Here is a 21,567-nt window from a genome sequence, read left to right as displayed (position 1 = left end):
ATACCGGTTTTTCAAAAGATACCAGGTGTCAAAAATACGTCCAGGACCATTAAAAGACAGTACTTGTTATATCCATTTTTTCGTTTTAGACTGTGCTTGAACGGAGGCGAAAGGGATGAGGAAAGACGTTCAGGTTTCCGTCCTGGGCATCCTGGATGCAGGGGGCGGGCCAGAAGCAATCCTGACAAGGACGACAGGGATCTGCTCACCCCAGGGCGGGGGATATCAGGTCAGCTACCGGGAACTGGATGAACATGGGAATGTCACGGACAATCTCCTGTTCCTGTCACAAACGGAGATAAGGCTTGACAGGAGCGGTGCTATCTCCGGCAGTTTCCGGTTCATGCCGGGGGAGAGGACAAAGGCCCTTTACCGGACGCCCTTTGGGGAGATTGGCTTTCTGGCGGAGACGGAGAGCTGCACCATGGAGGCGGACGGGAACGGCCTGGAGGCACGGCTGGAATACCGGCTGTACGAAGGCGGGCGCCTGTTCTCACAAAACATCCTGTCCGTCCGCATAAAGTGAGGACGGAATGGCTGGCCCCGTCCTGGATCATACGACAAGGAGGAACCACATATGAGAAAACTATTTACTTCGGAATCCGTAACGGAAGGACACCCGGACAAGCTCTGCGATCAGATCGCAGATGCCATCCTGGATGCAGTCCTTCGGAAAAAGCCCGATGCAAGGGTGGCCTGCGAGGTGTTCGCCTCGACAGGGGCAGTCTTCATCATGGGGGAGGTATCAGCCGGGGGACTGGAGGGGATCGACATTGAGGCAGTTGCCCGCGATACGATCCGTGAAATTGGGTACAGGGACAACCGTTTCGGGTTTGATGCGGACGCGGTCGCAGTGATCACCGCCATCCACGGCCAGTCACCGGACATTGCCCAGGGTGTCAGCCGGGCGCTGGAGGTCCGGGGGAGCAAGAAGCAGGAGCTTGGGGCCGGCGACCAGGGAATGGTATTCGGGTATGCCACGGACGAAACGGACGAGCTGATGCCCATGCCGGTCTATCTGGCCCATGCCCTCACAAGAGAACTTGCCCAGGCAAGGAAAGGCGGGGACATCCCGTACCTGGGGCCGGACGGGAAGGCGCAGGTGACGGTGGAATATGAGGACAGCAGGCCGGTACGGGTGGATGCCGTGGTAGTGTCCGCGCAGCACCTCCCGGAGATCGGGCATGACACCATCGAGCAGGACATCATCGGGAAAGTCATCCGCAAGGTGATCCCGGAATGCCTGATGGACGAAGGCACCAGATACCTGGTCAACCCCACCGGACGCTTCGTGATAGGAGGCCCCCAGGGGGACACCGGACTGACGGGCAGGAAGATCGTGGTGGACACTTACGGCGGGGCCGCCAGGCACGGGGGCGGCGCATTTTCGGGGAAGGACCCAACAAAGGTTGACCGGAGCGCCTCCTATGCCGCCAGATATGTGGCAAAGAATCTTGTGGCGGCAGGGCTGGCCCGCCGCTGCGAGATACAGATAGCCTACGCCATCGGCGTGGCAAAGCCGGTCTCCGTATCGGTGGACACCTTCGGCACAGGGGTGGTCCCCGATGACAGGATACTGGAGCTGGTGGAGGAACACTTTGACCTGCGTCCGTCCTCCATCATCAAGGGGCTGGGGCTGCAGAAGCCGATCTACCGTCCCACGGCGGCATACGGGCACTTTGGGCGCAAAGACCTGCAGCTCCCCTGGGAATGGACGGACAAGGCAGCGGCGCTCCGTGGGGCGCTGGCAAAGATGGGTGAATGAACGGAAGGAGAGATGACTTATGCATTACACAGGAACGATATGGAGACCGCCCTATGAGGCGTGCAGCGCACTGATCCAGGTGACGGCAGGCTGCACCCACCACAAATGTAAATTCTGCACGCTCTATGAGGACGTGCCGTTCAAGTTCAGGATGTCCCCACTGTCAGAGGTGGAGGCGGACCTGAAGGAAATGAGCCGCTATTACCGGAACGCAAAGAGGGTGTTCTTCACCGGGGCCAATCCCTTTGTATTGAGCTTCGACAAGCTGAAAACTCTGGCGGGGCTGGTAAAGAAATATTACCCCAAAGTGCAGTCCATCGGCTGTTTTGCCCGCATCACGGACATCACGCCGAAGACCACGGAGCAGTTGAGGGAACTGCGGGAAACGGGGTACAACAGCCTCACCATCGGCGTGGAGGCCGGGGACGAGGGATCCCTGTCCTTCATGCACAAGGGCTTTGGGGTAAAGGAAATCCTTACGGAGTGTCAGCGCCTGGACGAAGTGGGCATGGACTACAATTTCTTCTACCTTGCAGGAATCTACGGCTCCGGGCACATGGAGGAAGGGGTGAAGAACACGGCAGAGGTGTTCAACCAGATCCACCCGAAGATCATTGTTTCGTCCATGCTGACCATCTACCCTTCCTCGGAGCTGTACCAGGAGATCCAGGCCGGGAACTGGGCGGAGGAAACAGAGATCGAGAAGCTGTACGAGCTGCGGATGCTGATAGAAGGACTTACCATTGATACCTATTTTGCCACTATGGGCGCGTCCAACTGCGTCAACGTGGAAGGACATCTGCCGAAGGACAGGAACAGGATGATCAAGTGGCTGGATGAGGTCATCGGTTCCGTGGACGAAACGGAACTCAGGAGATACCGTGAGAACCTGCGGCATCTGTAAAGGAGGGATGGGGCAATGATACAGGACATTTTCCCCTGCCGCCTGGACCATGCATTCCGTGACAGGGAACCGGAGCCGGAGGATTGCTTTTTCTCCTTCCGTGGCGGGGAGGTGCTGCTGCGGGTATCGGAGGACGGCAGCAGGAGGATTCCGGTATTCCATGACCTGGGGCTGCCTTTTGCAGAAGTGCGGCGGCTGGCGGTTTTCCTGTTCTGCGTGGACGGGGTGACTGTCTATCTGCTGAGGCAGCAGGGAGACGTCCTGCCCGAAAGGGAAGGCATGCAGTATCTTCCGCTCCGGGAGCTTGACGGCATCCTGCCGGTCTGGGCGTATTTTGCCGGAGCCACTGCCCTGCACCTGGCGGGATGGTATGAGAGGAATGTCTACTGCGGCAGGTGCGGAGGTGTGAGGATGCAGGACAGGGGGCGGCGGTCACTTAGCTGCCCGGACTGCGGGGACACCGTTTATCCGGCCATCGCCCCGGTGGTCATGGTGGCGGTCACGGACGGGGACAGGCTTCTGATGACGAAGTACGGGGACCGTCCCCTCCCACAATGGGTTCTGATATCAGGTTTTGTGGAGGCGGGGGAGACGCTGGAGGAAGCGGCGGAGAGGGAAGTCTATGAGGAAACGGGCGTCCACATCAGGGGCCTTAAATATTTTGGGAGCCAGCCCTGGGGCTTTTCCGGTTCCGTGATTGCAGGTTATACGGCGGAGCTGGACGGTTCAGACCAACTGAACATCGACACCGGAGAACTGTCAGCGGCGGCATGGCACCCACGTTCCAGTCTGCCGAAGGAACTGACAGACATCAGCATCGCTTATGAGATGATAGAGGCAATGCGCCTGCCGGAGAAAGGAGGAGCCGGATGAATACCTATTGCATGGCGACTATAAGAAACCAGAAGGAACTTTTGCCCGGAATATGGAAAATGGAGCTGGTTGCGCCTGAAATCGCCCATAGTGCCGGACCAGGGCAGTTCATCCAGATGTACCCGCTGGATGAGAGAAACCTGCTGGCACGCCCGCTCAGCCTGGCAGCCATCCATGGGGAAAGCGTGGAAGTGGTGTACCGGGTGGTGGGGAAGGGCACGGAGCAATTCTCCCGGCTGCGCGAAAATGATACGGTACGGCTCATGGGGCCTCTGGGGAACGGGTTCACGCTGCCGGAGGCAGGGGAGCGGAGCGTCATCATCGGCGGCGGCCTGGGGATTCCTCCCCTTCTGGAGCTTTCCAAAAGAATTCCGGGAGAGGCGGAGGTTCTCCTGGGCTATGCGGATGCCCCGTTCATGGACGGGGATTTCCAGGGACATGGCCGGAAGGTCCATGTGGCGAGCCAGACCGGAAACGGCGGCTTCTGCGGGACGGTACTGGAGCTTGTGAAGGACATCGCGCCTCTGGCGGACAGGATATATGCCTGTGGCCCCCGGCAGATGCTGCAGGCCGTGGCGGAATGGGCAGAAAGGCAGGGCATCCCGGCCCAGGTATCCATGGAGGAACGGATGGCCTGCGGCATAGGCGCATGTCTTGGATGTGCAGTGAAGATACAGAAGCCGGGGGAGAAGGACTGGCAGTACCTGCGGGTATGCAGGGACGGCCCGGTCTTTTCCGTCAGGGAGGTGGTGTGGAATGGATGACAGGATGGAGACGGTGGTTGCAGGGGTGGCGTTGAAGAACCCGGTCATTACGGCATCGGGCACATTCGGCTCAGGCCGTGAGTACGGGGAGCTGATTGATCTGGACCGCCTGGGTGCGGTCACAGTCAAAGGGGTTTCCTGTGAGCCGTGGAAAGGGAATCCGGCCCCCAGGATTGCGGAAACGCAGAGCGGTATGCTGAATTCCATCGGGCTGCAGAATCCGGGAATGGAGCATTTCATTGAGTATGACCTGCCATTCCTCCGGCAGCATGACACAAAAATCATCGTGAATATCTGCGGGCACACGCTGGCGCAGTATTGCGCGGTTGCGGAGAGGCTGGCGGACTGTGATGTGGACATGCTGGAGCTGAACATCTCCTGTCCGAATGTGGAGGAAGGAGGGCTGGCTTTCGGGACGGCCCCACGGATGGTAGAGCGAGTCGTGCAGGCGGTACGCCATTATACCGGGCAGCCCCTGGTCGTGAAGCTCTCCCCGGAGGTCACGGACATAACGGAGATTGCCAGGGCAGCGGTATCAGGCGGTGCGGACGCGCTTTCCCTGATCAACACGCTGCGGGGGATGAAGATAGACATCCACAGGCGCAGGCCGGTGCTTGCCAGTAAGACAGGGGGCTATTCCGGTCCGGGCATCATGCCGGTGGCGCTACGGATGGTCTATGAGGTGTGCAGGGTCGTTGACGTGCCGGTGATCGGCATGGGCGGCATCGCCACCTTTGAGGATGCCCTGGAGTTCATCATGGCCGGGGCTGCCGCAGTCGCGGTAGGGACGGCGAACTTCCATAACCCTTATGCCACGGTGGAGCTCATAGAGGGCATCCGGGGGTATATGGAGGAAAACAACATAGCCTCTTTGGACAGGATCAGGGGCATCATTGATTAGCTGGCACAGGCGGCAGAATGCTGTGCTTATAGCCATTATTCATTATGTTATTAGAACCTGAACAAGTATTGTTTAAGATTTAGCAATAGGAGGCGATATCCAACTAACTAAACCCAGAATCTTATGAAATTGATTTTTTATGGCCCATTTATAAATGATTTCAAGAATCAAGAGATAATCTTGTAAAAAAAGTTTTTAATAACAGGCATCCTGCCAAAGAAAAAAACGGTGCTTTGGCGGGTATATTTTAGTGTGCCTGTTTATAAATGCAATCCTTCCTGGCTCTGTTTTGAGAGTAGGGAGGATTTTTTATTGGCTGTAACGCAAACCATGGGTGTAGTTCATCCCTGTTGGCGAAAAGACAGGCGTATTTGTTCTGAAGCCGTATATGGGGATACGGATGCAAAGAACTGTAATGATTTAAGGCTACAAAGAAGGAAAAAATGTGATTTTGGGAGCAAACGGCCAAAAAAATCAGTAGTTTGGTGAAGGGATTTTGCGGTCTGCAATATGAACTAATAGGACATCATATACAGGAACAAAAAGATGAAACGCAGAAGGATGTATCAATCTTTCTGTGTTTTTTCTGTTACGAGGCCTGTACCCCAGGGTGCCGTTCCCCGCCCGGCTTGTTCTTCATTTTTGAAATTTAAAGAAAATGGAGGACAAGCCTATGGCAAAGCCAGGCAGACTGCCGGACTTCCGGAAAATGTATCCGGAGGCCAGCGAAGAAGTGATCGAAGTATTGAAGGAAACAGAGAGAAAAATGCAGTATCAGGAGTACGACTTGAAGGCAGAGCAGACCATCATTGACCAGGACGCACAGGAGATCCGGGTGATACCGAGCCGGGAGGACTCCTATGAGCGCCTGCTGAAAGAACATAACCTGCCGGCAGATGAGCAGGCGGATGTGGAAAACATCGTACTTAGAAAGATACTGCGAAAGCAGCTCCATGAGGCCATCCGGAACCTGGAAGAAGGGGAACAGTATCTGATCATCCAGCTGTTTTTTATGGACAGGAGTGAGAGGGAGCTGGCAGAAGAACTGGGGCTCTCCCAGAAGGCCGTGAACAAGCGCCGCCATAAGATTTTGAGAAAGTTGAAAAAGTTTTTAGAGAAATTTTGATTTTTTGGTTCTCAAACCTCTCTCCCAACGTGGAAATAAGTGAAGGGGATAAAAGTCCCTTCTCTGTCCTTTGAAAAATACCGCCCCAGACGGTCATATCCAGCAGCTACAATACGTTAGCTGTACAGCGCGAAAGCGCGAAGCGGCGAAGGAGGACACGCCAGGACCACCTGCAGACAGTCAGAGTGTCTGTCAATAAGATGACATCAAAGGTGCAGAGCGGGAACTGTCCGTCCTGAAAATACCCCATGGCCGGGGCATACCGCAATGACCTGTACAGCCTATAATGATACTTCCGTCCAGTCACAGCCCCTTTTTAGGAAGGGAACCGCAATGAGGGCGGCGGCCAGAGATCCTGGCCGGGGTTCGAGTCCCATGACGGTTAGCCAAAACCGGTTGTAACTGACTGCCCAGGCTCCGGGAAGTAGTGTCGAATGGGAGCAGATGAAACGTGAAAATGAAGAACAAGCACGATTTTTCATGTGAGGAAAGGCAATCCGCTGTAAGGCGGATAACCTGCGTACACAAATGTGTGCGTTTATGAAGTATGACAGGCGGCGGTCTGTATTTCAGGCCGCTGCTTTTATAAAAGAAAGAACAGGAAATGTCGTTTTGCTGACAGAAGGAGGGAAGGCAGAAATGGCAGGAAGAAAAATCAAGCGTGGAGATATCTACTATGCTGACTTAAGGCCGGTAGTTGGCTGTGAGCAGGGCGGTATCCGTCCGGTTGTGATTCTGCAAAATAACACAGGGAACCGGTTCAGTCCAACCACCATAGCAGCAGCGATCACCAGCCGGGACGGAAAGCATCCGATCCCCACTCATATCCATATAGACAGACAGTTTCACGGTCTGCACCGGGATTCCATGATCTTACTGGAACAGGTACGGACCCTGGATCAGAAACGGCTGCGTGAATACATAGGCTGCCTGGACAAAGCAACCCTGGCTGCAGTGGACAGGGGACTGATCGTCAGCCTGGGGATGAAAAATATCCAGAAGGAAAAAACAGCTGCAGATACGACAGCTATGAAAAAATGAGTCAGAACAGGGCAAAGAAGCAGACAGAGAGGAAGGGAAGTATGGATGACAGAAAGAAGAAAGCATGGATCTATACCCGTATCGATGCGCCGGAGGACAGCCATGGTACCTTAAAGAAGCAATATGAGCAGTTGAACGCCTATGGAGAGCAGCTCCGGGTGGAGATTGCAGGCAGCTCCAGCGATATGGGAGAAGCGGCAGGTTTAGAGAGACCCGGACTGGAGCTGTTCCTGGAGGCAAAGGACAGCAGGGGGATCGAAGTGCTGCTGGTTCTGGATTCCTCCAGGATCTCCCGTGATAAGGAATTGGTCACGGATTTTCTGCTCCGGATGCATCAGTGTGGGATTGAAGTATGTTCTCCTTTGGAGGGAATAATCTCTGCCGCAGGGTGAGAAAAGGAGGGCATGAAATGACAAAAAAGGAACTGGAACAGTGGCAGGCTGTGACAAACAGCAGCCAGTACCGATGGGTGGAGGATCATATTACCCGGTTGAATGGGCGGGGTACGCTGTATTATACCGGAGGCGGAGATGGATGCTTCATAAGGATAACTCCGGAAGGGAATCTGACTATAGGAATCTACGAAGGGGCATTCCCTCATATCGGGGAGGCCTGCTTTCAGGTAAAGGCGGAGAGAAAATGCAGCAATTATAACGAAGCTTTCCAGAAAGCCTGTGAACTGGGTGGGATTAAGTTCCTGATGGACCTGTTTTCCAGCGGTCAGGTTCCCCAGGAGCCAATCCGGGGGATGCATTTATGAGGTGTATGAATGGATTATAATGTAAAAACAGGGATCCTGCTTAATACAAATTTCAATACCAGAGAATTCAACGACCTGATGTATGAAAGCGCAAAGCCACATATGATAGAGGAGATTAAATCGGTGATCGAAGCGGATCCGACCCTGCCCCAGTACATTGACGGAAACCTGACCTTTCGTTTCCAGCCCGATTACAAAATCCTGCTGAAATATCGGTTCATATGTAATGACGAGAATGAGATGGAAGCAGAGAGCTTTTCCAAGTCCTGCGTGGAGGATATCCGGAGAGAACTGGAAGAGAAAGGATACTGTATCGAGCGGATCAACTGTACGGCAAAAGAGATGGACATGAAGTGGCTGGACGAACTGGAGGACATGGTGTTTCCAAAGAATCCGAGCCTTTGATATCCAATGAGAAATGAGTCTGAAAACGGGTGCATTTATGAGCGGAAAGAATCGGCGGCTTTTGTCAGTATTGCTGCATGTAAGAGGAAAAAGTTTGTTGGGTATTGAGTGGCAGTAGTGATAGCTATCATGGGGACAACACGGTATACTGTGTATAGCGCAGGAGGAGAGCAGTTGAAACGATATTCAGTAGAAACAGTCACGGAAGCAGCGGTCCGGTATTTTTATATCCAGGACTGTGAGACCATGGAAATGGAACTTCTCCCCTCCAGGTATCTTGTGCATAAGGTCAAATCCAACCGTTCACCAAACACGGTAAAACGGGCGGCCTTCGCCCTGTGTTATTACCTGGAATACCTCTCGGAAAAGCAGATGGAATTTTCCCAGGTCTGCCAGCTGGCCTATGACGAGCAGCATGAACACTTTGTGCGGTTCCTCTACTGGATCAAGACAGGCCGGCATAAAACTGAAAATGACAGAAAGAACCCCAGGAATGGAACCTGTAATGCGTATCTGAAAGACGTGTTCAGGTTCTATCTTTTTATGGAGGCGGAAGAACCCCAGTTTGGGAGCCTGCGGGTCCTGTCTTACGGGCAGATCACAGTGGCCAACGCGGTCGGTGTAAAGCGGGTCATGAGGGCAAAGTCCTTTAACGGCTATCTGAAAGCGGAAGAAAGAAATGTCCGTGCTGCGGAGCAGGATGAGATCGTGACGATCCTGAAAGCCTGCACAAACAACCGAGACAGGCTCCTGCTCCTCCTGATCGCGGAGACCGGGTTCCGGATCGGGGAGATCCTGGGGGTCAGCTATACCAGGGATATTGATTACCAGAACCATACCATACGGGTATGGTTCCGGGATGACAATGAAAATGATGCCAGAGCGAAGAATGCCGAGTATCGGAGGAGCCGCATCAGCGATGACACCTTCGACTTCCTGCTCCACTATCTGGCAGAATACCGGAAGCTCCTGCAGCGCCAGGACTTCCTGTTCATCAATATCGCCGGGGAGACAGCCGGACAGCCGCTGAAGGCTGGAAGCGTTTACGACATGCTTGGACGGATGGAGAAAAAGACCCGGATACAGATAACGCCCCATATGCTGCGGCGGTACTTCTCGGTCATCCGCTGGAAGGATGGATGGCCCCTGGAGATGATCAGCCAGGCGCTGGGGCATAAGCATCTGGATACCACAGTCAGGTACCTGGGCCTCCTGGACGACCGGATCATGGAGGCGAGTAAGGCGTTTTATGAGAAGCACTCTGATGACTATGGAATCCGTGAGCTGTTGTAGACGGAGGTGACAGGATGCCCGCATATCAGTTAAAGCAGACAGGGCTGCGTAAGGATACAGAGGAGAAAAGCGGAAAAACAGAAGAGAAAAAGGAGCAGCTGAGGAAGGAGATCGAAGAGTACACAGGACCCGGCAGCGTTTACCGGCGCAAGCTCCAGAGATTCATGGAAAAGCATGGGATCTGGAGCATCGGGGAACTGGACTATGAATGGCGTCTGGTTTTTGCCGGAGAACTCCATGCACTGGCAAAGCCAAAATACCATTCCTGTTATCTGAAATACTTTGACCATATCAAACAGTATGACATGAGGAAACGGGGGCGGCCACAGGTCAGCCGGATCCCCCCAAGATACCCATATGAGGACAGGCTTCTGTTCCTGCCATACCATCCGGCCCAGGAGCTGGTGGAACGGCTGGATACCTGCCCGGAACGGCCGGAATGGGTATGGGATTTTTCAAAAGAAGCGCCGGGAAAGATGAAACGTCAGATATTTGATGTCCTGAATTATTTCCTGCGGGAGGATGAAAACGGAAAACTTCTGCGGGAGCATCTGAAAGGACTGTGGAGATTCTACAGGTTCTGCGTAGAAGAACAGGTTGAGAATATTGAGCAGATGGCCTTTGACCAGATCCGAAAATACCGGGAACAGGCGATGGAAGCAGGGGTGCCCCAAGAGGCTGGAATCCTGGACCGGTGCAGAAAGGTCCTGTTCCTGCAGGCGAAGGACATCCACTGGGATGCGGATGTCTGGTATCTGGAGAGATTGTCCCTGCAGCCGGAACGGATCGACCCAAGCAGTCCGGTGATCAGCCTGTCCTTTGTGGATGTCACCCACAACAGGAACCGGCAGCTTCTGAAAAAATATATGAAGTACGGCCTGGGGCTGACAGACCTGTCGCTGCGCTACCTTCAGGCAGAGATGATAGACATCCGAAATTTCCTGAAGGAGATCCCGCAGGATGCATGCGATATGACAGAAACGGGTTTTCGGGAATACTTCCAAAGGCTCCAGGAAAAGCGGCTGGAGGCGGAGACCTTCAACCGGAAGGTGATGGCCCTTCAGCATTTTTACAGCTTCCTCAAGGCCAGGGAGTATGTGGGGCAGATCCCCTTTCACGGGGAATATTACCTGAAGAAGACGCTTCCCCTGCACCATGACCGGAGCGTGGAAGAGCAGGTCTCCGATGAGATCCTGAAAAAGCTCCACCGGTTCCCGGAACACCTCCGGCTCATGTACCTACACCTGTGGGGGATCGGGCTGCGGATCAGCGAGGTGTGCAGCCTCAAGGGGGATGCCTACTACATACAGGGACGGGACGCATGGATCCAGGTCTACCAGGTAAAGCTGAGGACATACAAGCGGATCCCAATCCCTGAAGCGGTATATCGGCTCATGCAGGTGTATTTGAAAAGGAACGGCATAGAGGCAGACAGCTATGTGTTCCAAAACAAAAGGGGAGGCGCTTACCAAAGCATGACCTTCCGGAAGCAGATGATAAAATACTGCGCTGAATTGGGGATAAAGGACGGGGAATACCTCTTCCGGTCCCATGATTACCGCCACGGAGTGGCTACCCGCTTTTATGACAGTGGGGTATCCATCCAGGGAGTCAGGGACTATCTGGGACATGCCTATGAGGAGATGACCCGCCAGTACATCGACTACATGCCGGACCGGATCGACAGAACCAGCGGAGAATTCTTCGCCAAGCCGGGAAACAGCCTGATGGCCTGCCTGAAAGGGGGCGGGGACTGATGGCGATGAAGTTTTATTTCAGGGATATGGAGGGGTACAAAGACTTGACGGAACATCAGAAAAAATATGTGGGAAAAAGCGCCGTGTTCGACCTGGATCTGCTCCCCGTCGTAACCCTGCAGGAGGAGATGGCAGAGTTTATCCAGGAACGGATACGGACGGTTGCGATGACAACGTTGCTGAATGACCGGGGCAATTACAACCTGCTCTGCCGTTTCCTGGAGAAAAGGGGAAAGGGCCTGGAGCATTTCCTGGACTGGGACCGGGAGACATGGTTCCGAAAACTGAAAGCATGGATGCTGGAAGAGGGAATACCGTTAAATTATGAAAGGCAGGGAAACTACGGGAACACTTACCGGATGCGGCCTGGAGTTATGGGATATGTGGAACGGCTTCTGGATTTTCTGGAGCCGGAAGATGGCAGGGAGGAGAAGGAGAAGGACATCTGGGAACTGGAGAAGCTGGGCGTCCCGTTCCATGGGAATCCGGTAAAAAACTATAAGACCATCAATTTTTCAAAAATTACCCAGGACGGACTTCGGGAAGAGACCAAGAAAGGAATCTACCTGAACCTGCAGAACGAGGCCATTGCTTGTATCTCCAGGGAACTGACCGCTGTGCGGCGGCTGTCAGGATTCCTGCGGGAGAGACATCCGGATATTCAGTCCTTTCGCCAGCTTGACAGGGAGATCCTGGAGGAATACCTGACCTATTTAAAAACAGAAGATGGAACTCCCAAGAAGCTCCGCAGTGAGCTGACCAGACTGCGTGCTCTTATGGAGAGCATCGGCAGGATTCTGGAATACGGGAACTTAAACGGGCTGTTCCTGAGCCGGGACATCCCGTCCATGCCCAGGGGCGAATTCAAGACCTATTCAGATGCGGAACTGAAACGGCTGAACGCCGCCATCACAAGGATGGAGGAGCAGATAGCCAGGGTGATGGTCATCCACCAGATGCTGGGGACAAGGATATCCGATACCCTTACCCTTCAGACCGACTGCCTATTTCAGAAGGATGGGGAGGATCTGATCCGGATCCGGCAGATGAAGACCAGCACCTATATAAAACCCATAAGCAGGGAACTGGCGATGCTGATCCAGAAGGCGATCCGGTATACAAAAGAGAAATATGGCGAAACGGAATACATTTTTGTAAGCGATAAGAATCCGGAGCGCCCCATGCAGTACAGCGCACTACAGGGAAGAGTCATCCGCCTCATTTACCGGGAGGACATCCGGGATGACAATGGACGGATCTTCGGGTTCGGTACCCATATGTACCGCCATATGTACGGAGTCAGGCTGACAGAGATGCACCTGGATGACTGGACCATTGCCAGGCTCCTTGGCCACAGCAGCCTGGTCAATGTGAAGTATTATCGGAAAATGAGCAACCAGACCCTGGCGGATGAGACACGGCAGGCAAGGCATCAGATGTCCTTGAAGATCCTGGAATGTCTGGACGGATGGGAGGAAGAATATGAACAAATACGACAGGATGCTGGCGGTCAATAAGCAGGCCAGCGAAGCAAAGATCGAAAAGGCCAGACGGGAGATTGTCCGGATGGTGGATGACGGGGAGAAGGTCAGCATCCAGAAGCTGATGGAGAGAACCGGCCTGTCCAGAGGATTCTTTTATAAGAACCCGCAGGTGAGGAAGGAGATCGACCGTGCCCTGGAACAGCAGGCGGGCCTGGCAGACCCCAAGCGTGAGGTGCTGGACATGGCGATGAACCATGAGCTGGCGATGTCCCAACAGGAAGTAGAAAGACTGCGGAAGGAAAATGAGCAGCTGAGGCAGGAACTGGAGGTGGCGAAAAAGGCGCTGGCGAAGAAGAATGTGGGTGTGCTGAAAAAATTCATGTAGGGGTAGGAAGGAGAGATGGTACATAGCCTGGGAGAATAGGTCGCAGGCAGGAAAGTGAGACGACATATTTGTGAGGGAAAAAGGCATGGCGGTGGTCATGTTTTTTTCGATGGATAATTTAAAGAAGAAACACAAAACACAGTTTTACATACTGTTCAAACCGCCATTTTAGAGAGTTGCGGGGACGGGGCTATACTTTAGGAACGAGGAAACGCCTCACATTCATATTGATTTTGTTCCTTTTATCCGTAATAGCAACCGTGGACTTGATACGAGAGTATCACTGAAAGGCGCACTGGCAGAGCAGAGATTTAAAGGCGGCACAAGAAGCGCAACGGAGTGGAATCAATGGATGGAGTCAGAAAAACAGGAACTTTCAAAGGTTGCGGAAAGATATGGTGTACGGTGGAAACAGTTAGGAACGCATAATAAGCATTTATCCGTGTTGGATTTTGAAAAACAGGAGAGGGCAAAAGAAGTTGAAAAATTAGAAAAGGCAGTATCCAGCAATAAAGCGGAACTATCCCACATTATTTATCAGCAAGTCTTGACTGAAAATGAAATGGAGAAGATAAAGCTGGAAAATAAAGAAGTCAGGCAGGAAACAATGGAACTTTCCGCAACTAATGATTTATTAAGGGAGCAGACGGATGGATTGATGGAGAATAGAGAAAAGCTGATGTCTGATAATAAAGCATTGGAACAGCGACAGAAAAAGTTACAGCAGGATATTGAAAAAATGTCTGATTCAAAAAAGGCATTGGAACGGAACATACACGCCTATGATGAAGATACAAAATGGCAGTTGCCGGAGCCGACTGCGCTAATGAGCGCAAAGACTTATCGGGAGAAGAACGCCATGCCGCTTGTGGAAAGGCTGAAAGAAATTGTAAAAAGCCTTACGATAAAATGTGTCAAGCTGATGGAGCAAATAAGACAGTTAAAGGCAAAAGTCACAAAGCAGACGGAGGATATTGATTTCTATAAAAGCAAGGTGGATCAGCAGTATGTAAAATTAGAGCAGTTGCAGGAAAAAGTGGATGATTTTGAACGTGTGAAACAGTATGTCGGAGCAGATAAGATTGAAACGATTGTGACGAATGCGAGAGAACTGGAACGAATTGCGCAAAGCAGAAAACAGCAGAACAGAGCGTATGGAATGGGCAGATAAGAAAGGACGGATTGATAGGATGGATAGCGGAAATAGGGGTAAACAGTATTCAATGGAAAATATTGTGGGTTGTGAATACAACATGGATAACGGTTATGTGGAGGTTTAATATTCTGACGGTAATGTTTATTACTTGACACTAACTTTACACGGTTATTCTTTTGAAATCAGTGGAAAAGTCTATACTAATGTGTTAGAATTAAAGAAATTGAAAAAGGAACAAGAACTTTCAGAACATAGCTATAGATGTTTATGACAGTCGTGCATCGTTATGAAATGAGGTAAAAGCATTGGCAGAGATAAAATTATTCTCTTTGAATGAAGGAGTAAAGGAATGTACATCATCTGAGGTGATTTTGGAGAAAGAACTTCAGACATTGATAGAGCAGAATATGGAAATATTCTTTGGGGTGCGGTTTTTAAAAAGTGAGTATGCTGTTACCAATGGGCGTATGGACAGTATTGGAATTGATGAAAATAACAGCCCTGTGATATTTGAATATAAGCGCAGTCAGAATGAAAACGTAATCAATCAGGGATTATTTTATCTTGATTGGCTTTTAGATCATAAGGCGGATTTTAAATTATTGGTTATTGATAAATTGGGAATGGAAGCGGCTGACAACATAGACTGGTCTGTTCCATGTGTTATTTGTGTTGCGCATGATTTTACAAAATATGATATGCACGCCGTCAATCAGATGCAGAGGAATATTAAACTGGTGAGCTATCGAAGATATGATAATGGTATGCTCCTTCTTGAACATTTAAATACCCCGATTGTAAAGCCGATTATGGAAAATGTGGGGGATGAAAATGGTACAAAAAATAGCACACAAAAAAACCACATGGAAAAATTGGCGGCGATTTCTGAAAATATGAAAAATCTTTACCATTCTATATGTGATTTTATTGAATCTTTAGGGGATGATATTGTATCGAATCAACTGAAATTATATTTGGCATATAAGAAGATTCAAAATATGGTATGTATCGAAATATACAATAAACATATTATACTGTATTTGAAACTGAATCCGGAAACTGTCGAATTGGAAAACGGATTTACGAGAGATATGCGTAGCATTGGACATTATGGCACAGGAGACTTGCAGATAACGATAAAAAACGCTGCAGATTTTGAAAAGGCAAAGCCTTTATTGGAGAGAGCATATAATGAAGTATAAAGGCTGGTTGTAGCAGAATGCATGAAAGCAGAGGTAAACGATGTTAGATTGTATTATTGAACGTACAAACAAATATATTGATGATATGCCTAAAAAAGAGCGCAAAAAATACGGTCAGTTTTTTACAAGTAAAGAAACAGCACGTTTTATGGCTAAACTATTTACTATTCCTGAAAATCTGTCCAAGGTTCGCATTTTAGACGCAGGAGCAGGTTCAGGCATATTGTCGTGTGCGCTTTTGGATCGATTGGAGCGGATGGATTCTGTTCAGACAATAGAATTAACCTGCTATGAAAACGATGATAATATTTTGGGATTGCTAAAGGAGAACTTGCATACTTGTCAGGAAAATTCTAAAAAAGATATACAAATTCATGTTATTACAGATAATTATATTACAAGCCAGTATTTAGACTTTAATTATATGTTAGGCGGCAATCCCGAACCTGAGAAGTATGATTTTGTAATTGGAAATCCCCCATATATGAAAATACCGAAAGATGCGCCGGAAGCAACTGCTATGCCGGAAGTTTGCTATGGCGCACCCAATTTATATTTTATTTTTGCGGCAATGGGATTATTTAATCTTGATGATGGTGGCGAAATGGTGTATATTATCCCTCGCTCATGGACTTCCGGGGCTTATTTTAAGAGATTTAGGCAGTGTTTTCTAACAGAAGGGAAATTAGCACATATTCACTTATTTGTAAGCAGAAATAAGGTGTTTGATAAAGAAGATGTTTTGCAGGAAACAATTATTATAAAAGTAAAAAAGGCGAATAAAACGCCGGAGGAGGTTACAATCACTTCTTCACAGTCAAATAATGATTTTGATAATCTGACGTCGCTGACCGTACCGTATAGCATTGTGGTTTCGGGAGAGGATTATTACGTTTACCTAGTAACAGATGAAAAAGAAGTTTCTGTGTTGGAACGACTACATAGATTCGATAAAACATTGCCGGATATTGGGTTAAAAATGAAAACGGGCTTGACAGTTGATTTTCGTAATCGTGAGATACTTCGTGATGATGCAGAGGAAGGTGCGATTCCGCTTTTTTACTCACAACATATCAAACAAGGAGAAGTGCAGTTTCCTATTCAGAAAGAACACGAGTATGTGGTAACAGATCAAAAGGGACTGATGCAGGATAATCGAAATTATTTATTTGTTAAGCGTTTTACTGCAAAAGAAGAAAGGCGCAGACTGCAGTGCGGGGTATATTTATCAAAGAAATATCCACAGTATAAGAAAATCAGTACACAGAACAAAATTAATTTTGTGGACGGGTTGATAACGGAAATGTCAGAATGTCTTGTGTACGGATTATATGTAATTTTTAATTCTACTCTTTATGATGAATATTATAGGATTTTGAATGGTTCAACGCAGGTAAATTCTACAGAAATTAATGCAATGCCCGTGCCTGATTTGGATAGCATACAGGAAATGTGTAGAAAACTGATGAAAAGTAAGGATATGTCGGAAAAAAATTGCAATATGATACTGGAGGGATACTGTGGATAAAATTGATGAGGCAAGGGAACTTTTGAAAATGTTTGGGATGCCCAAAGCACAGCAGGCGGATATTTGTTGTTATGTTCTGTTGGCAATGGCAGGGATAAGGTAAGATACAAATTGGTCAAATGCTGGAAATGAGTGGATTCGTATTCATGACATTATTCAGTTTGCAAATGCAAATTATGGATCAACTTATGCAGAAAACAGCAGGGAAACTTTTCGTAAGCAGGCGTTACATCATTTTCGGAATGCTGCACTTGTAGAGGATAATGGGAAAGCAACAAACAGTCCCAATTATAGGTATAGGCTTACAGAAGAAACATTGCAAATAGTAAGGGCATTTCAAACATCAGAGTGGCAAAAATCTGTAAACCGATTTTTGAAATACCATGAAAAGCTGGTGGACATCTATGCTTCAAAAAAGAAGATGAAGATGATGCCAGTACGCATTAATGGAGCCGACTTTCAATTTTCTACGGGTAAACACAATGAATTGCAAAAAGCTATTATTGAGGAATTTGCACCACGCTTTGCTCCTGGATCGGAGTGTTTGTATGTTGGTGATACAATAGAAAAGGATTTAGTGAAAAATGTTGAGAAGCTGACAGAATTGGGGTTTGAGATAACCTTGCACGACAAGATGCCAGATGTAGTTTTGTACAGGGAAGATAAGGACTGGATTTATTTTGTTGAATCGGTAACTTCTGTAGGACCGATGGATTCCAAAAGAATATTGGAACTGACAGAGATGACGAAGAATGTAACAGCAGGGAAAATCTTTGTGACAGCATTTCTTGATTTTAAGACATATAAGAGATTTTCGGAGTCCTTGGCATGGGAAACGGAAGTCTGGATTGCGGAGATGCCGGAGCATATGATACATTTGAACGGGGATAAGTTTTTGGGACCGCGAAGCTAAAAATAACGGGAGAAACGGTATGATGAATGAGAAATTAGAAAATTATGTTGAAATTGAAGCTGAAAAAACGGAAAATTTATCTTTTTGTAGAGAACTGAAATTATTACATGTTAGAGATCAGATTGAAGAGATATTATCTCAAATAGGAAAGTGTGGTATTTTTGAAGAATATACAGTGCATAATATTACACACATTGATGAAATGTTGCATATCATTGAATGGCTAATACCTAATGAAACAAAAAACAATATGACATCTGCAGAATGGCTGATGCTAACTTTAGCTGTATATTTTCATGATTTGGGGATGGTAGTTACTAAAGAAGAATATGAAAAACGAGAGACAACATATTTTCACGAATATAAATCAAAAATATTGAATGAAATGGAAAAATCGGAGTACATCGATTATGTTAGAAAACAAGATGACCATTTTTTATATCAGGAGTTTGTTAGAGATAACCATGCGACAAGAATACGGCAATGGATTAATAATGTAGAGACAGATTTAGGAGAAGTGACTGTAATAAAGAATATTGTGAATGATATTCTTAAAGATTTAGATGAAATGTTCAGGGCTGATTTGGCAATGATTTGTGAAAGCCATCATAAAGATGATATTGATGATTTTACGAAATATAGAGTAGATAGCGTTTATGGAAATGATAAACAGGAAAAAGTTAACTTAAATTACATTGCGGTTATATTAAGAATAGCTGATTTGCTCCATATTACAAAAGATAGGACACCATCGTTGACACGTAGAATAATTAATGTATCAAATCCGTTCAGTGTTGTTGAATGGGAGAAGCAAAAGGCTGTAAGAGCTATACAACCAAAGGCTAAAAGGGATAGAGAGGATAATATTAATGAAACTTTAGAAAAAGATACAATAGAAGTAACAGCTCGTTTTGACGGGGCTGAAACAGCAGAAGCATATTTTGGATTATCTTCATATCTCCAATATACTCGTAAGGAATTACAAAAGTGTCATGATATTGTGGAAAAGGCTCAAAAAAGAGAAGGAACTATAGTATATAAGTTTCCATGGAGGGAAATTGATGAATCACGTATTACAGTCATAGGCTTTGAAACAAAAAAACTTTCATTTACAATTGCACAAGAGAATTATGTTTTTGGGATAATGGAACAGGAATGACCATATCCGATGTGGAAAACTATTTGCTGAAAGTAGGCGCATCTAAATATAGAGATGATACGATAAAAAAAGAATTTCCTACTTTTTCGTCAATAAGTCATTTTGGAATTGGTATATTAACATGCTTTATGATTGCAAATGATATTGATATTATTACAAATTCAGATGAACAGGAAGATGTTAATTGTATTAATTTACGCAAGGTGAATGGTAGCTATTTGCTCAGTAAAATTAGTAAGTCAAAAGCAGATGCTCGTATTAAAAAGCATGGAACAATGATAAAATTATTTGTACGAAATGATACAGATATGTCAACACTTGAAGATGATTTAAGAAAATGGATTGTATTGCCTGAAGTTCCTGTATTTATGACGATAAATGAAGAGAATGAAACAAGAATAGGATATGATTCCATTAAAGAGGCGTTAATAAGTTATTTGAATGATACTGGCAGAAATGTTGATGGTCAAAAATATGATGTATATGAGGAAACTCAGGGTAATGTAACCGTGGCTTATGCGGTACGACATTTAAGGTATCTTTCAGATTGGTGATTGTTGGAAATTGAAAATAGACGATTGTATAGGAAAAGTCAATTACCAATAGGAACCTGTGTGGAAGGGATTCGGGTTGAATTTACAACCCCTGGATATAAAAATCATACTATTTTGGCAATTGCAAACATTAAAAATAGTAAATATCAGACAAATGCAGCAAGGTCTGCAATAGAATTGGATGCTAATAGTGAAATATTAGCGGATATATATGATATTTATTGTAGATATATTCAAAAGCAGATGGATAACTTAGAGAAACTGGAATATTCAAAATCATGGGCTATGTCTGAGGGAAGATATTTAATGAGACCATTGATTGTTGATAATTATAGTAACAGCCATGCAAAACCAATGGATGAGGATGTATTAACATATAGGCTTGCTAAAATTAAATGTATTGCTTTAGAGAACGAAGGTAAAAGAAATATAGTTTCTGCTGAGCATATATATAATATTCCAGAAATTAATATTTTTGAAAGCAAAATGACACAGGCGGCTGAGTTTTTATTAAGAGAAATTAAAAGTGAGGCAACGTTGAATGATTTAATAGGTGTAGTTTGTTCAAAAGACAATTTCTTAAATAATGCAAGTAACGTGATATGCAATTATGATACATACAATATGTTGCACCAATATGCAATAAGTAATAAAGAAGTGAGTTCGATAGTTGTGAGTTATGCTCAGAGGAGAATTAAGTTGACCTATTCAGTAATTGATGGAAGATGGATGTCATTTAATCTCTCAGATAGAGATATTGGACGAACTTTATTTATTCCTAAAGGAGATTTTGATATTGAGGGGTTAAAAGATGAGGTAGGAGTAAAAACATTTGGAACAATATTCATTAAAAGTGGTACATCTTTATATAATTATATTATTAAGATGATTGATTGCTTTATGAGTGATAATGCTAAAGAAAATAGAATTCTTTTGGAAATATTTTTGAGTAATATTTTTGATAGTAGGATTTTAGAGGAAGTATATACTCAGGATATTCTTAAGGGAAATGCAGTAAGGCAATATGTTGATAAAAGTAATAGATATTTCGGGGTAAGTGATGAAATGATAGAAAAAATGTGGAGTAAAATTAATATTGAGGAATTTTATAAAAATATTCTTACACAGAATTATACTCTGTATTCAATTGATAATTGGTCGAGAAAAGGGGATTTGGTAATATAGGATTCGCTTAGAGTTTTCTATTATTAGGAAACAAGGTATTTTAGAGTGCTTGGTGCCAAAACGGTGCCAAGAAATCATGCAAATAAAAATACACCAAATAAAAACAGCGATTTTATGCTGATTTTCGCAATAGAAAGAATAGAAAACACCATAAAAAACGCTATTGAAGTATCGTGAGGGCGGCCGTACGGTTGGATCCGGAAGAGTTGTTTCCATTATCGAATAATTTGCGATTATTCAGTTTTTCTGGATTATTGCAGTCATTCAGATTAATTTAATAAGATCAAGGACTTCGGGGTTTCCCCGGAGTCCTTTTTATACGCGCGCCGATACAGCCTGGATTCTCGGAGTTAACATGACGAGGTTGGTACCTTCACTCCGAGAGCCTCATATATTTTTGCCTGCTTATTGA

General features: G+C 46.9%; 23 protein-coding genes and 1 pseudogene. All 24 read left to right on the top strand.

What is annotated here, in order from left to right; genetic code table 11:
- The first annotated feature begins 115 nt into the window (after positions 1-115).
- Positions 116-526, top strand: coding sequence for a YwiB family protein (locus NFS31_RS22070; RefSeq protein ID WP_251500048.1), 411 nt, complete (start codon positions 116-118; stop codon positions 524-526).
- A 51-nt stretch (positions 527-577) separates the two neighbouring features.
- Positions 578-1,765, top strand: a complete 1,188-nt coding sequence (metK, locus tag NFS31_RS22065; protein ID WP_251500046.1) for a methionine adenosyltransferase — start codon at positions 578-580, stop codon at positions 1,763-1,765.
- A 19-nt stretch (positions 1,766-1,784) separates the two neighbouring features.
- The gene (locus NFS31_RS22060) at positions 1,785-2,669 is read left to right on the top strand and encodes a radical SAM protein (protein ID WP_251500044.1); all 885 of its coding nucleotides are present in this window, start codon (positions 1,785-1,787) and stop codon (positions 2,667-2,669) included.
- A 15-nt stretch (positions 2,670-2,684) separates the two neighbouring features.
- Positions 2,685-3,542, top strand: coding sequence for an NAD(+) diphosphatase (gene nudC / locus NFS31_RS22055; protein ID WP_251500042.1), 858 nt, complete (start codon positions 2,685-2,687; stop codon positions 3,540-3,542).
- On the top strand, positions 3,539-4,306 hold the full coding sequence (locus NFS31_RS22050; RefSeq protein ID WP_251500040.1) for a dihydroorotate dehydrogenase electron transfer subunit: 768 nt from the start codon (positions 3,539-3,541) through the stop codon (positions 4,304-4,306). Before nudC ends, NFS31_RS22050 begins: the two co-directional genes overlap by 4 nt.
- Positions 4,299-5,207 (top strand): dihydroorotate dehydrogenase, encoded by a 909-nt coding sequence (locus tag NFS31_RS22045; protein ID WP_251500039.1) that lies wholly within the window; start codon positions 4,299-4,301, stop codon positions 5,205-5,207. The genes NFS31_RS22050 and NFS31_RS22045 overlap by 8 nt, the downstream gene beginning before the upstream one ends.
- Before the next feature lie 673 nt (positions 5,208-5,880).
- Positions 5,881-6,333, top strand: a complete 453-nt coding sequence (locus NFS31_RS22040; RefSeq protein ID WP_251500037.1) for a sigma-70 family RNA polymerase sigma factor — start codon at positions 5,881-5,883, stop codon at positions 6,331-6,333.
- 639 nt (positions 6,334-6,972) lie between these two features.
- Positions 6,973-7,374, top strand: coding sequence for a type II toxin-antitoxin system PemK/MazF family toxin (locus tag NFS31_RS22035; protein WP_251500035.1), 402 nt, complete (start codon positions 6,973-6,975; stop codon positions 7,372-7,374).
- 41 nt (positions 7,375-7,415) lie between these two features.
- On the top strand, positions 7,416-7,766 hold the full coding sequence (locus NFS31_RS22030; RefSeq protein WP_251500034.1) for a recombinase family protein: 351 nt from the start codon (positions 7,416-7,418) through the stop codon (positions 7,764-7,766).
- Between the two features lie 17 nt (positions 7,767-7,783).
- Positions 7,784-8,134, top strand: a complete 351-nt coding sequence (locus NFS31_RS22025; RefSeq protein WP_251500032.1) for a hypothetical protein — start codon at positions 7,784-7,786, stop codon at positions 8,132-8,134.
- A gap of 9 nt (positions 8,135-8,143) precedes the next feature.
- On the top strand, positions 8,144-8,539 hold the full coding sequence (locus NFS31_RS22020) for a hypothetical protein (RefSeq protein ID WP_251500029.1): 396 nt from the start codon (positions 8,144-8,146) through the stop codon (positions 8,537-8,539).
- A 174-nt stretch (positions 8,540-8,713) separates the two neighbouring features.
- Positions 8,714-9,832, top strand: coding sequence for a tyrosine-type recombinase/integrase (locus tag NFS31_RS22015; protein WP_172539222.1), 1,119 nt, complete (start codon positions 8,714-8,716; stop codon positions 9,830-9,832).
- A gap of 14 nt (positions 9,833-9,846) precedes the next feature.
- The gene (locus tag NFS31_RS22010; protein WP_251500027.1) at positions 9,847-11,589 is read left to right on the top strand and encodes a tyrosine-type recombinase/integrase; all 1,743 of its coding nucleotides are present in this window, start codon (positions 9,847-9,849) and stop codon (positions 11,587-11,589) included.
- A complete protein-coding gene (locus tag NFS31_RS22005; RefSeq protein WP_251500024.1) occupies positions 11,589-13,106 on the top strand; it encodes a tyrosine-type recombinase/integrase in 1,518 nt (505 codons plus the stop codon). Before NFS31_RS22010 ends, NFS31_RS22005 begins: the two co-directional genes overlap by 1 nt.
- Positions 13,072-13,458, top strand: coding sequence for a DUF6262 family protein (locus NFS31_RS22000; RefSeq protein WP_251500021.1), 387 nt, complete (start codon positions 13,072-13,074; stop codon positions 13,456-13,458). Before NFS31_RS22005 ends, NFS31_RS22000 begins: the two co-directional genes overlap by 35 nt.
- Positions 13,459-13,810: 352 nt before the next feature.
- Positions 13,811-14,629 carry a synaptonemal complex protein 1 gene (locus NFS31_RS21995; RefSeq protein ID WP_251500017.1) on the top strand — a complete coding sequence of 273 codons (819 nt, stop codon included), beginning with the start codon at positions 13,811-13,813 and terminating at the stop codon, positions 14,627-14,629.
- Positions 14,613-14,738, top strand: a complete 126-nt coding sequence (locus NFS31_RS26930; protein WP_275563918.1) for a DUF6061 family protein — start codon at positions 14,613-14,615, stop codon at positions 14,736-14,738. Before NFS31_RS21995 ends, NFS31_RS26930 begins: the two co-directional genes overlap by 17 nt.
- Positions 14,739-14,919: 181 nt before the next feature.
- Complete coding sequence (locus NFS31_RS21990; protein ID WP_251500015.1) at positions 14,920-15,816, top strand: endonuclease NucS domain-containing protein; 897 nt, start codon at positions 14,920-14,922, stop codon at positions 15,814-15,816.
- A gap of 40 nt (positions 15,817-15,856) precedes the next feature.
- A complete protein-coding gene (locus NFS31_RS21985; RefSeq protein WP_251500012.1) occupies positions 15,857-17,344 on the top strand; it encodes an Eco57I restriction-modification methylase domain-containing protein in 1,488 nt (495 codons plus the stop codon).
- Between the two features lie 118 nt (positions 17,345-17,462).
- A pseudogene (locus NFS31_RS21980) lies at positions 17,463-17,729 on the top strand (BsuBI/PstI family type II restriction endonuclease); the annotation flags it as partial.
- A gap of 36 nt (positions 17,730-17,765) precedes the next feature.
- Complete coding sequence (locus tag NFS31_RS21975; protein WP_331482815.1) at positions 17,766-18,257, top strand: BsuBI/PstI family type II restriction endonuclease; 492 nt, start codon at positions 17,766-17,768, stop codon at positions 18,255-18,257.
- 19 nt (positions 18,258-18,276) lie between these two features.
- On the top strand, positions 18,277-19,416 hold the full coding sequence (locus tag NFS31_RS21970; protein WP_251500009.1) for an HD domain-containing protein: 1,140 nt from the start codon (positions 18,277-18,279) through the stop codon (positions 19,414-19,416).
- Between the two features lie 11 nt (positions 19,417-19,427).
- Positions 19,428-19,970: a hypothetical protein gene (locus NFS31_RS21965; RefSeq protein ID WP_251500007.1), complete on the top strand. Its 543-nt coding sequence runs from the start codon at positions 19,428-19,430 to the stop codon at positions 19,968-19,970.
- Positions 19,971-20,030: 60 nt separating this feature from the next.
- Positions 20,031-21,155: a hypothetical protein gene (locus tag NFS31_RS21960; protein ID WP_251500005.1), complete on the top strand. Its 1,125-nt coding sequence runs from the start codon at positions 20,031-20,033 to the stop codon at positions 21,153-21,155.
- The last annotated feature ends 412 nt before the right edge of the window (positions 21,156-21,567 follow it).

The sequence above is a fragment of the Otoolea muris genome, assembly GCF_943193115.1.
Classification (GTDB): domain Bacteria; phylum Bacillota; class Clostridia; order Lachnospirales; family Lachnospiraceae; genus Otoolea; species Otoolea muris.
Note: the sequence above shows the minus strand (reverse complement) of the source record. Positions and strands in the feature narration are given on the sequence as shown.

Excerpts from the sequence above, each read along its gene's own strand:
- NFS31_RS22070 (WP_251500048.1), top strand. The coding sequence starts at position 116 with ATGAGGAAAGACGTTCAGGTTTCCGTCCTGGGCATCCTGGATGCAGGG.
- metK (WP_251500046.1), top strand. The coding sequence starts at position 578 with ATGAGAAAACTATTTACTTCGGAATCCGTAACGGAAGGACACCCGGAC.
- NFS31_RS22060 (WP_251500044.1), top strand. The coding sequence starts at position 1,785 with ATGCATTACACAGGAACGATATGGAGACCGCCCTATGAGGCGTGCAGC.
- nudC (WP_251500042.1), top strand. The coding sequence starts at position 2,685 with ATGATACAGGACATTTTCCCCTGCCGCCTGGACCATGCATTCCGTGAC.
- NFS31_RS22050 (WP_251500040.1), top strand. The coding sequence starts at position 3,539 with ATGAATACCTATTGCATGGCGACTATAAGAAACCAGAAGGAACTTTTG.
- NFS31_RS22045 (WP_251500039.1), top strand. The coding sequence starts at position 4,299 with ATGGATGACAGGATGGAGACGGTGGTTGCAGGGGTGGCGTTGAAGAAC.
- NFS31_RS22040 (WP_251500037.1), top strand. The coding sequence starts at position 5,881 with ATGGCAAAGCCAGGCAGACTGCCGGACTTCCGGAAAATGTATCCGGAG.
- NFS31_RS22035 (WP_251500035.1), top strand. The coding sequence starts at position 6,973 with ATGGCAGGAAGAAAAATCAAGCGTGGAGATATCTACTATGCTGACTTA.
- NFS31_RS22030 (WP_251500034.1), top strand. The coding sequence starts at position 7,416 with ATGGATGACAGAAAGAAGAAAGCATGGATCTATACCCGTATCGATGCG.
- NFS31_RS22025 (WP_251500032.1), top strand. The coding sequence starts at position 7,784 with ATGACAAAAAAGGAACTGGAACAGTGGCAGGCTGTGACAAACAGCAGC.
- NFS31_RS22020 (WP_251500029.1), top strand. The coding sequence starts at position 8,144 with ATGGATTATAATGTAAAAACAGGGATCCTGCTTAATACAAATTTCAAT.
- NFS31_RS22010 (WP_251500027.1), top strand. The coding sequence starts at position 9,847 with ATGCCCGCATATCAGTTAAAGCAGACAGGGCTGCGTAAGGATACAGAG.
- NFS31_RS22005 (WP_251500024.1), top strand. The coding sequence starts at position 11,589 with ATGGCGATGAAGTTTTATTTCAGGGATATGGAGGGGTACAAAGACTTG.
- NFS31_RS22000 (WP_251500021.1), top strand. The coding sequence starts at position 13,072 with ATGAACAAATACGACAGGATGCTGGCGGTCAATAAGCAGGCCAGCGAA.
- NFS31_RS21995 (WP_251500017.1), top strand. The coding sequence starts at position 13,811 with ATGGAGTCAGAAAAACAGGAACTTTCAAAGGTTGCGGAAAGATATGGT.
- NFS31_RS26930 (WP_275563918.1), top strand. The coding sequence starts at position 14,613 with ATGGAATGGGCAGATAAGAAAGGACGGATTGATAGGATGGATAGCGGA.
- NFS31_RS21985 (WP_251500012.1), top strand. The coding sequence starts at position 15,857 with ATGTTAGATTGTATTATTGAACGTACAAACAAATATATTGATGATATG.
- NFS31_RS21975 (WP_331482815.1), top strand. The coding sequence starts at position 17,766 with ATGAAGATGATGCCAGTACGCATTAATGGAGCCGACTTTCAATTTTCT.
- NFS31_RS21970 (WP_251500009.1), top strand. The coding sequence starts at position 18,277 with ATGATGAATGAGAAATTAGAAAATTATGTTGAAATTGAAGCTGAAAAA.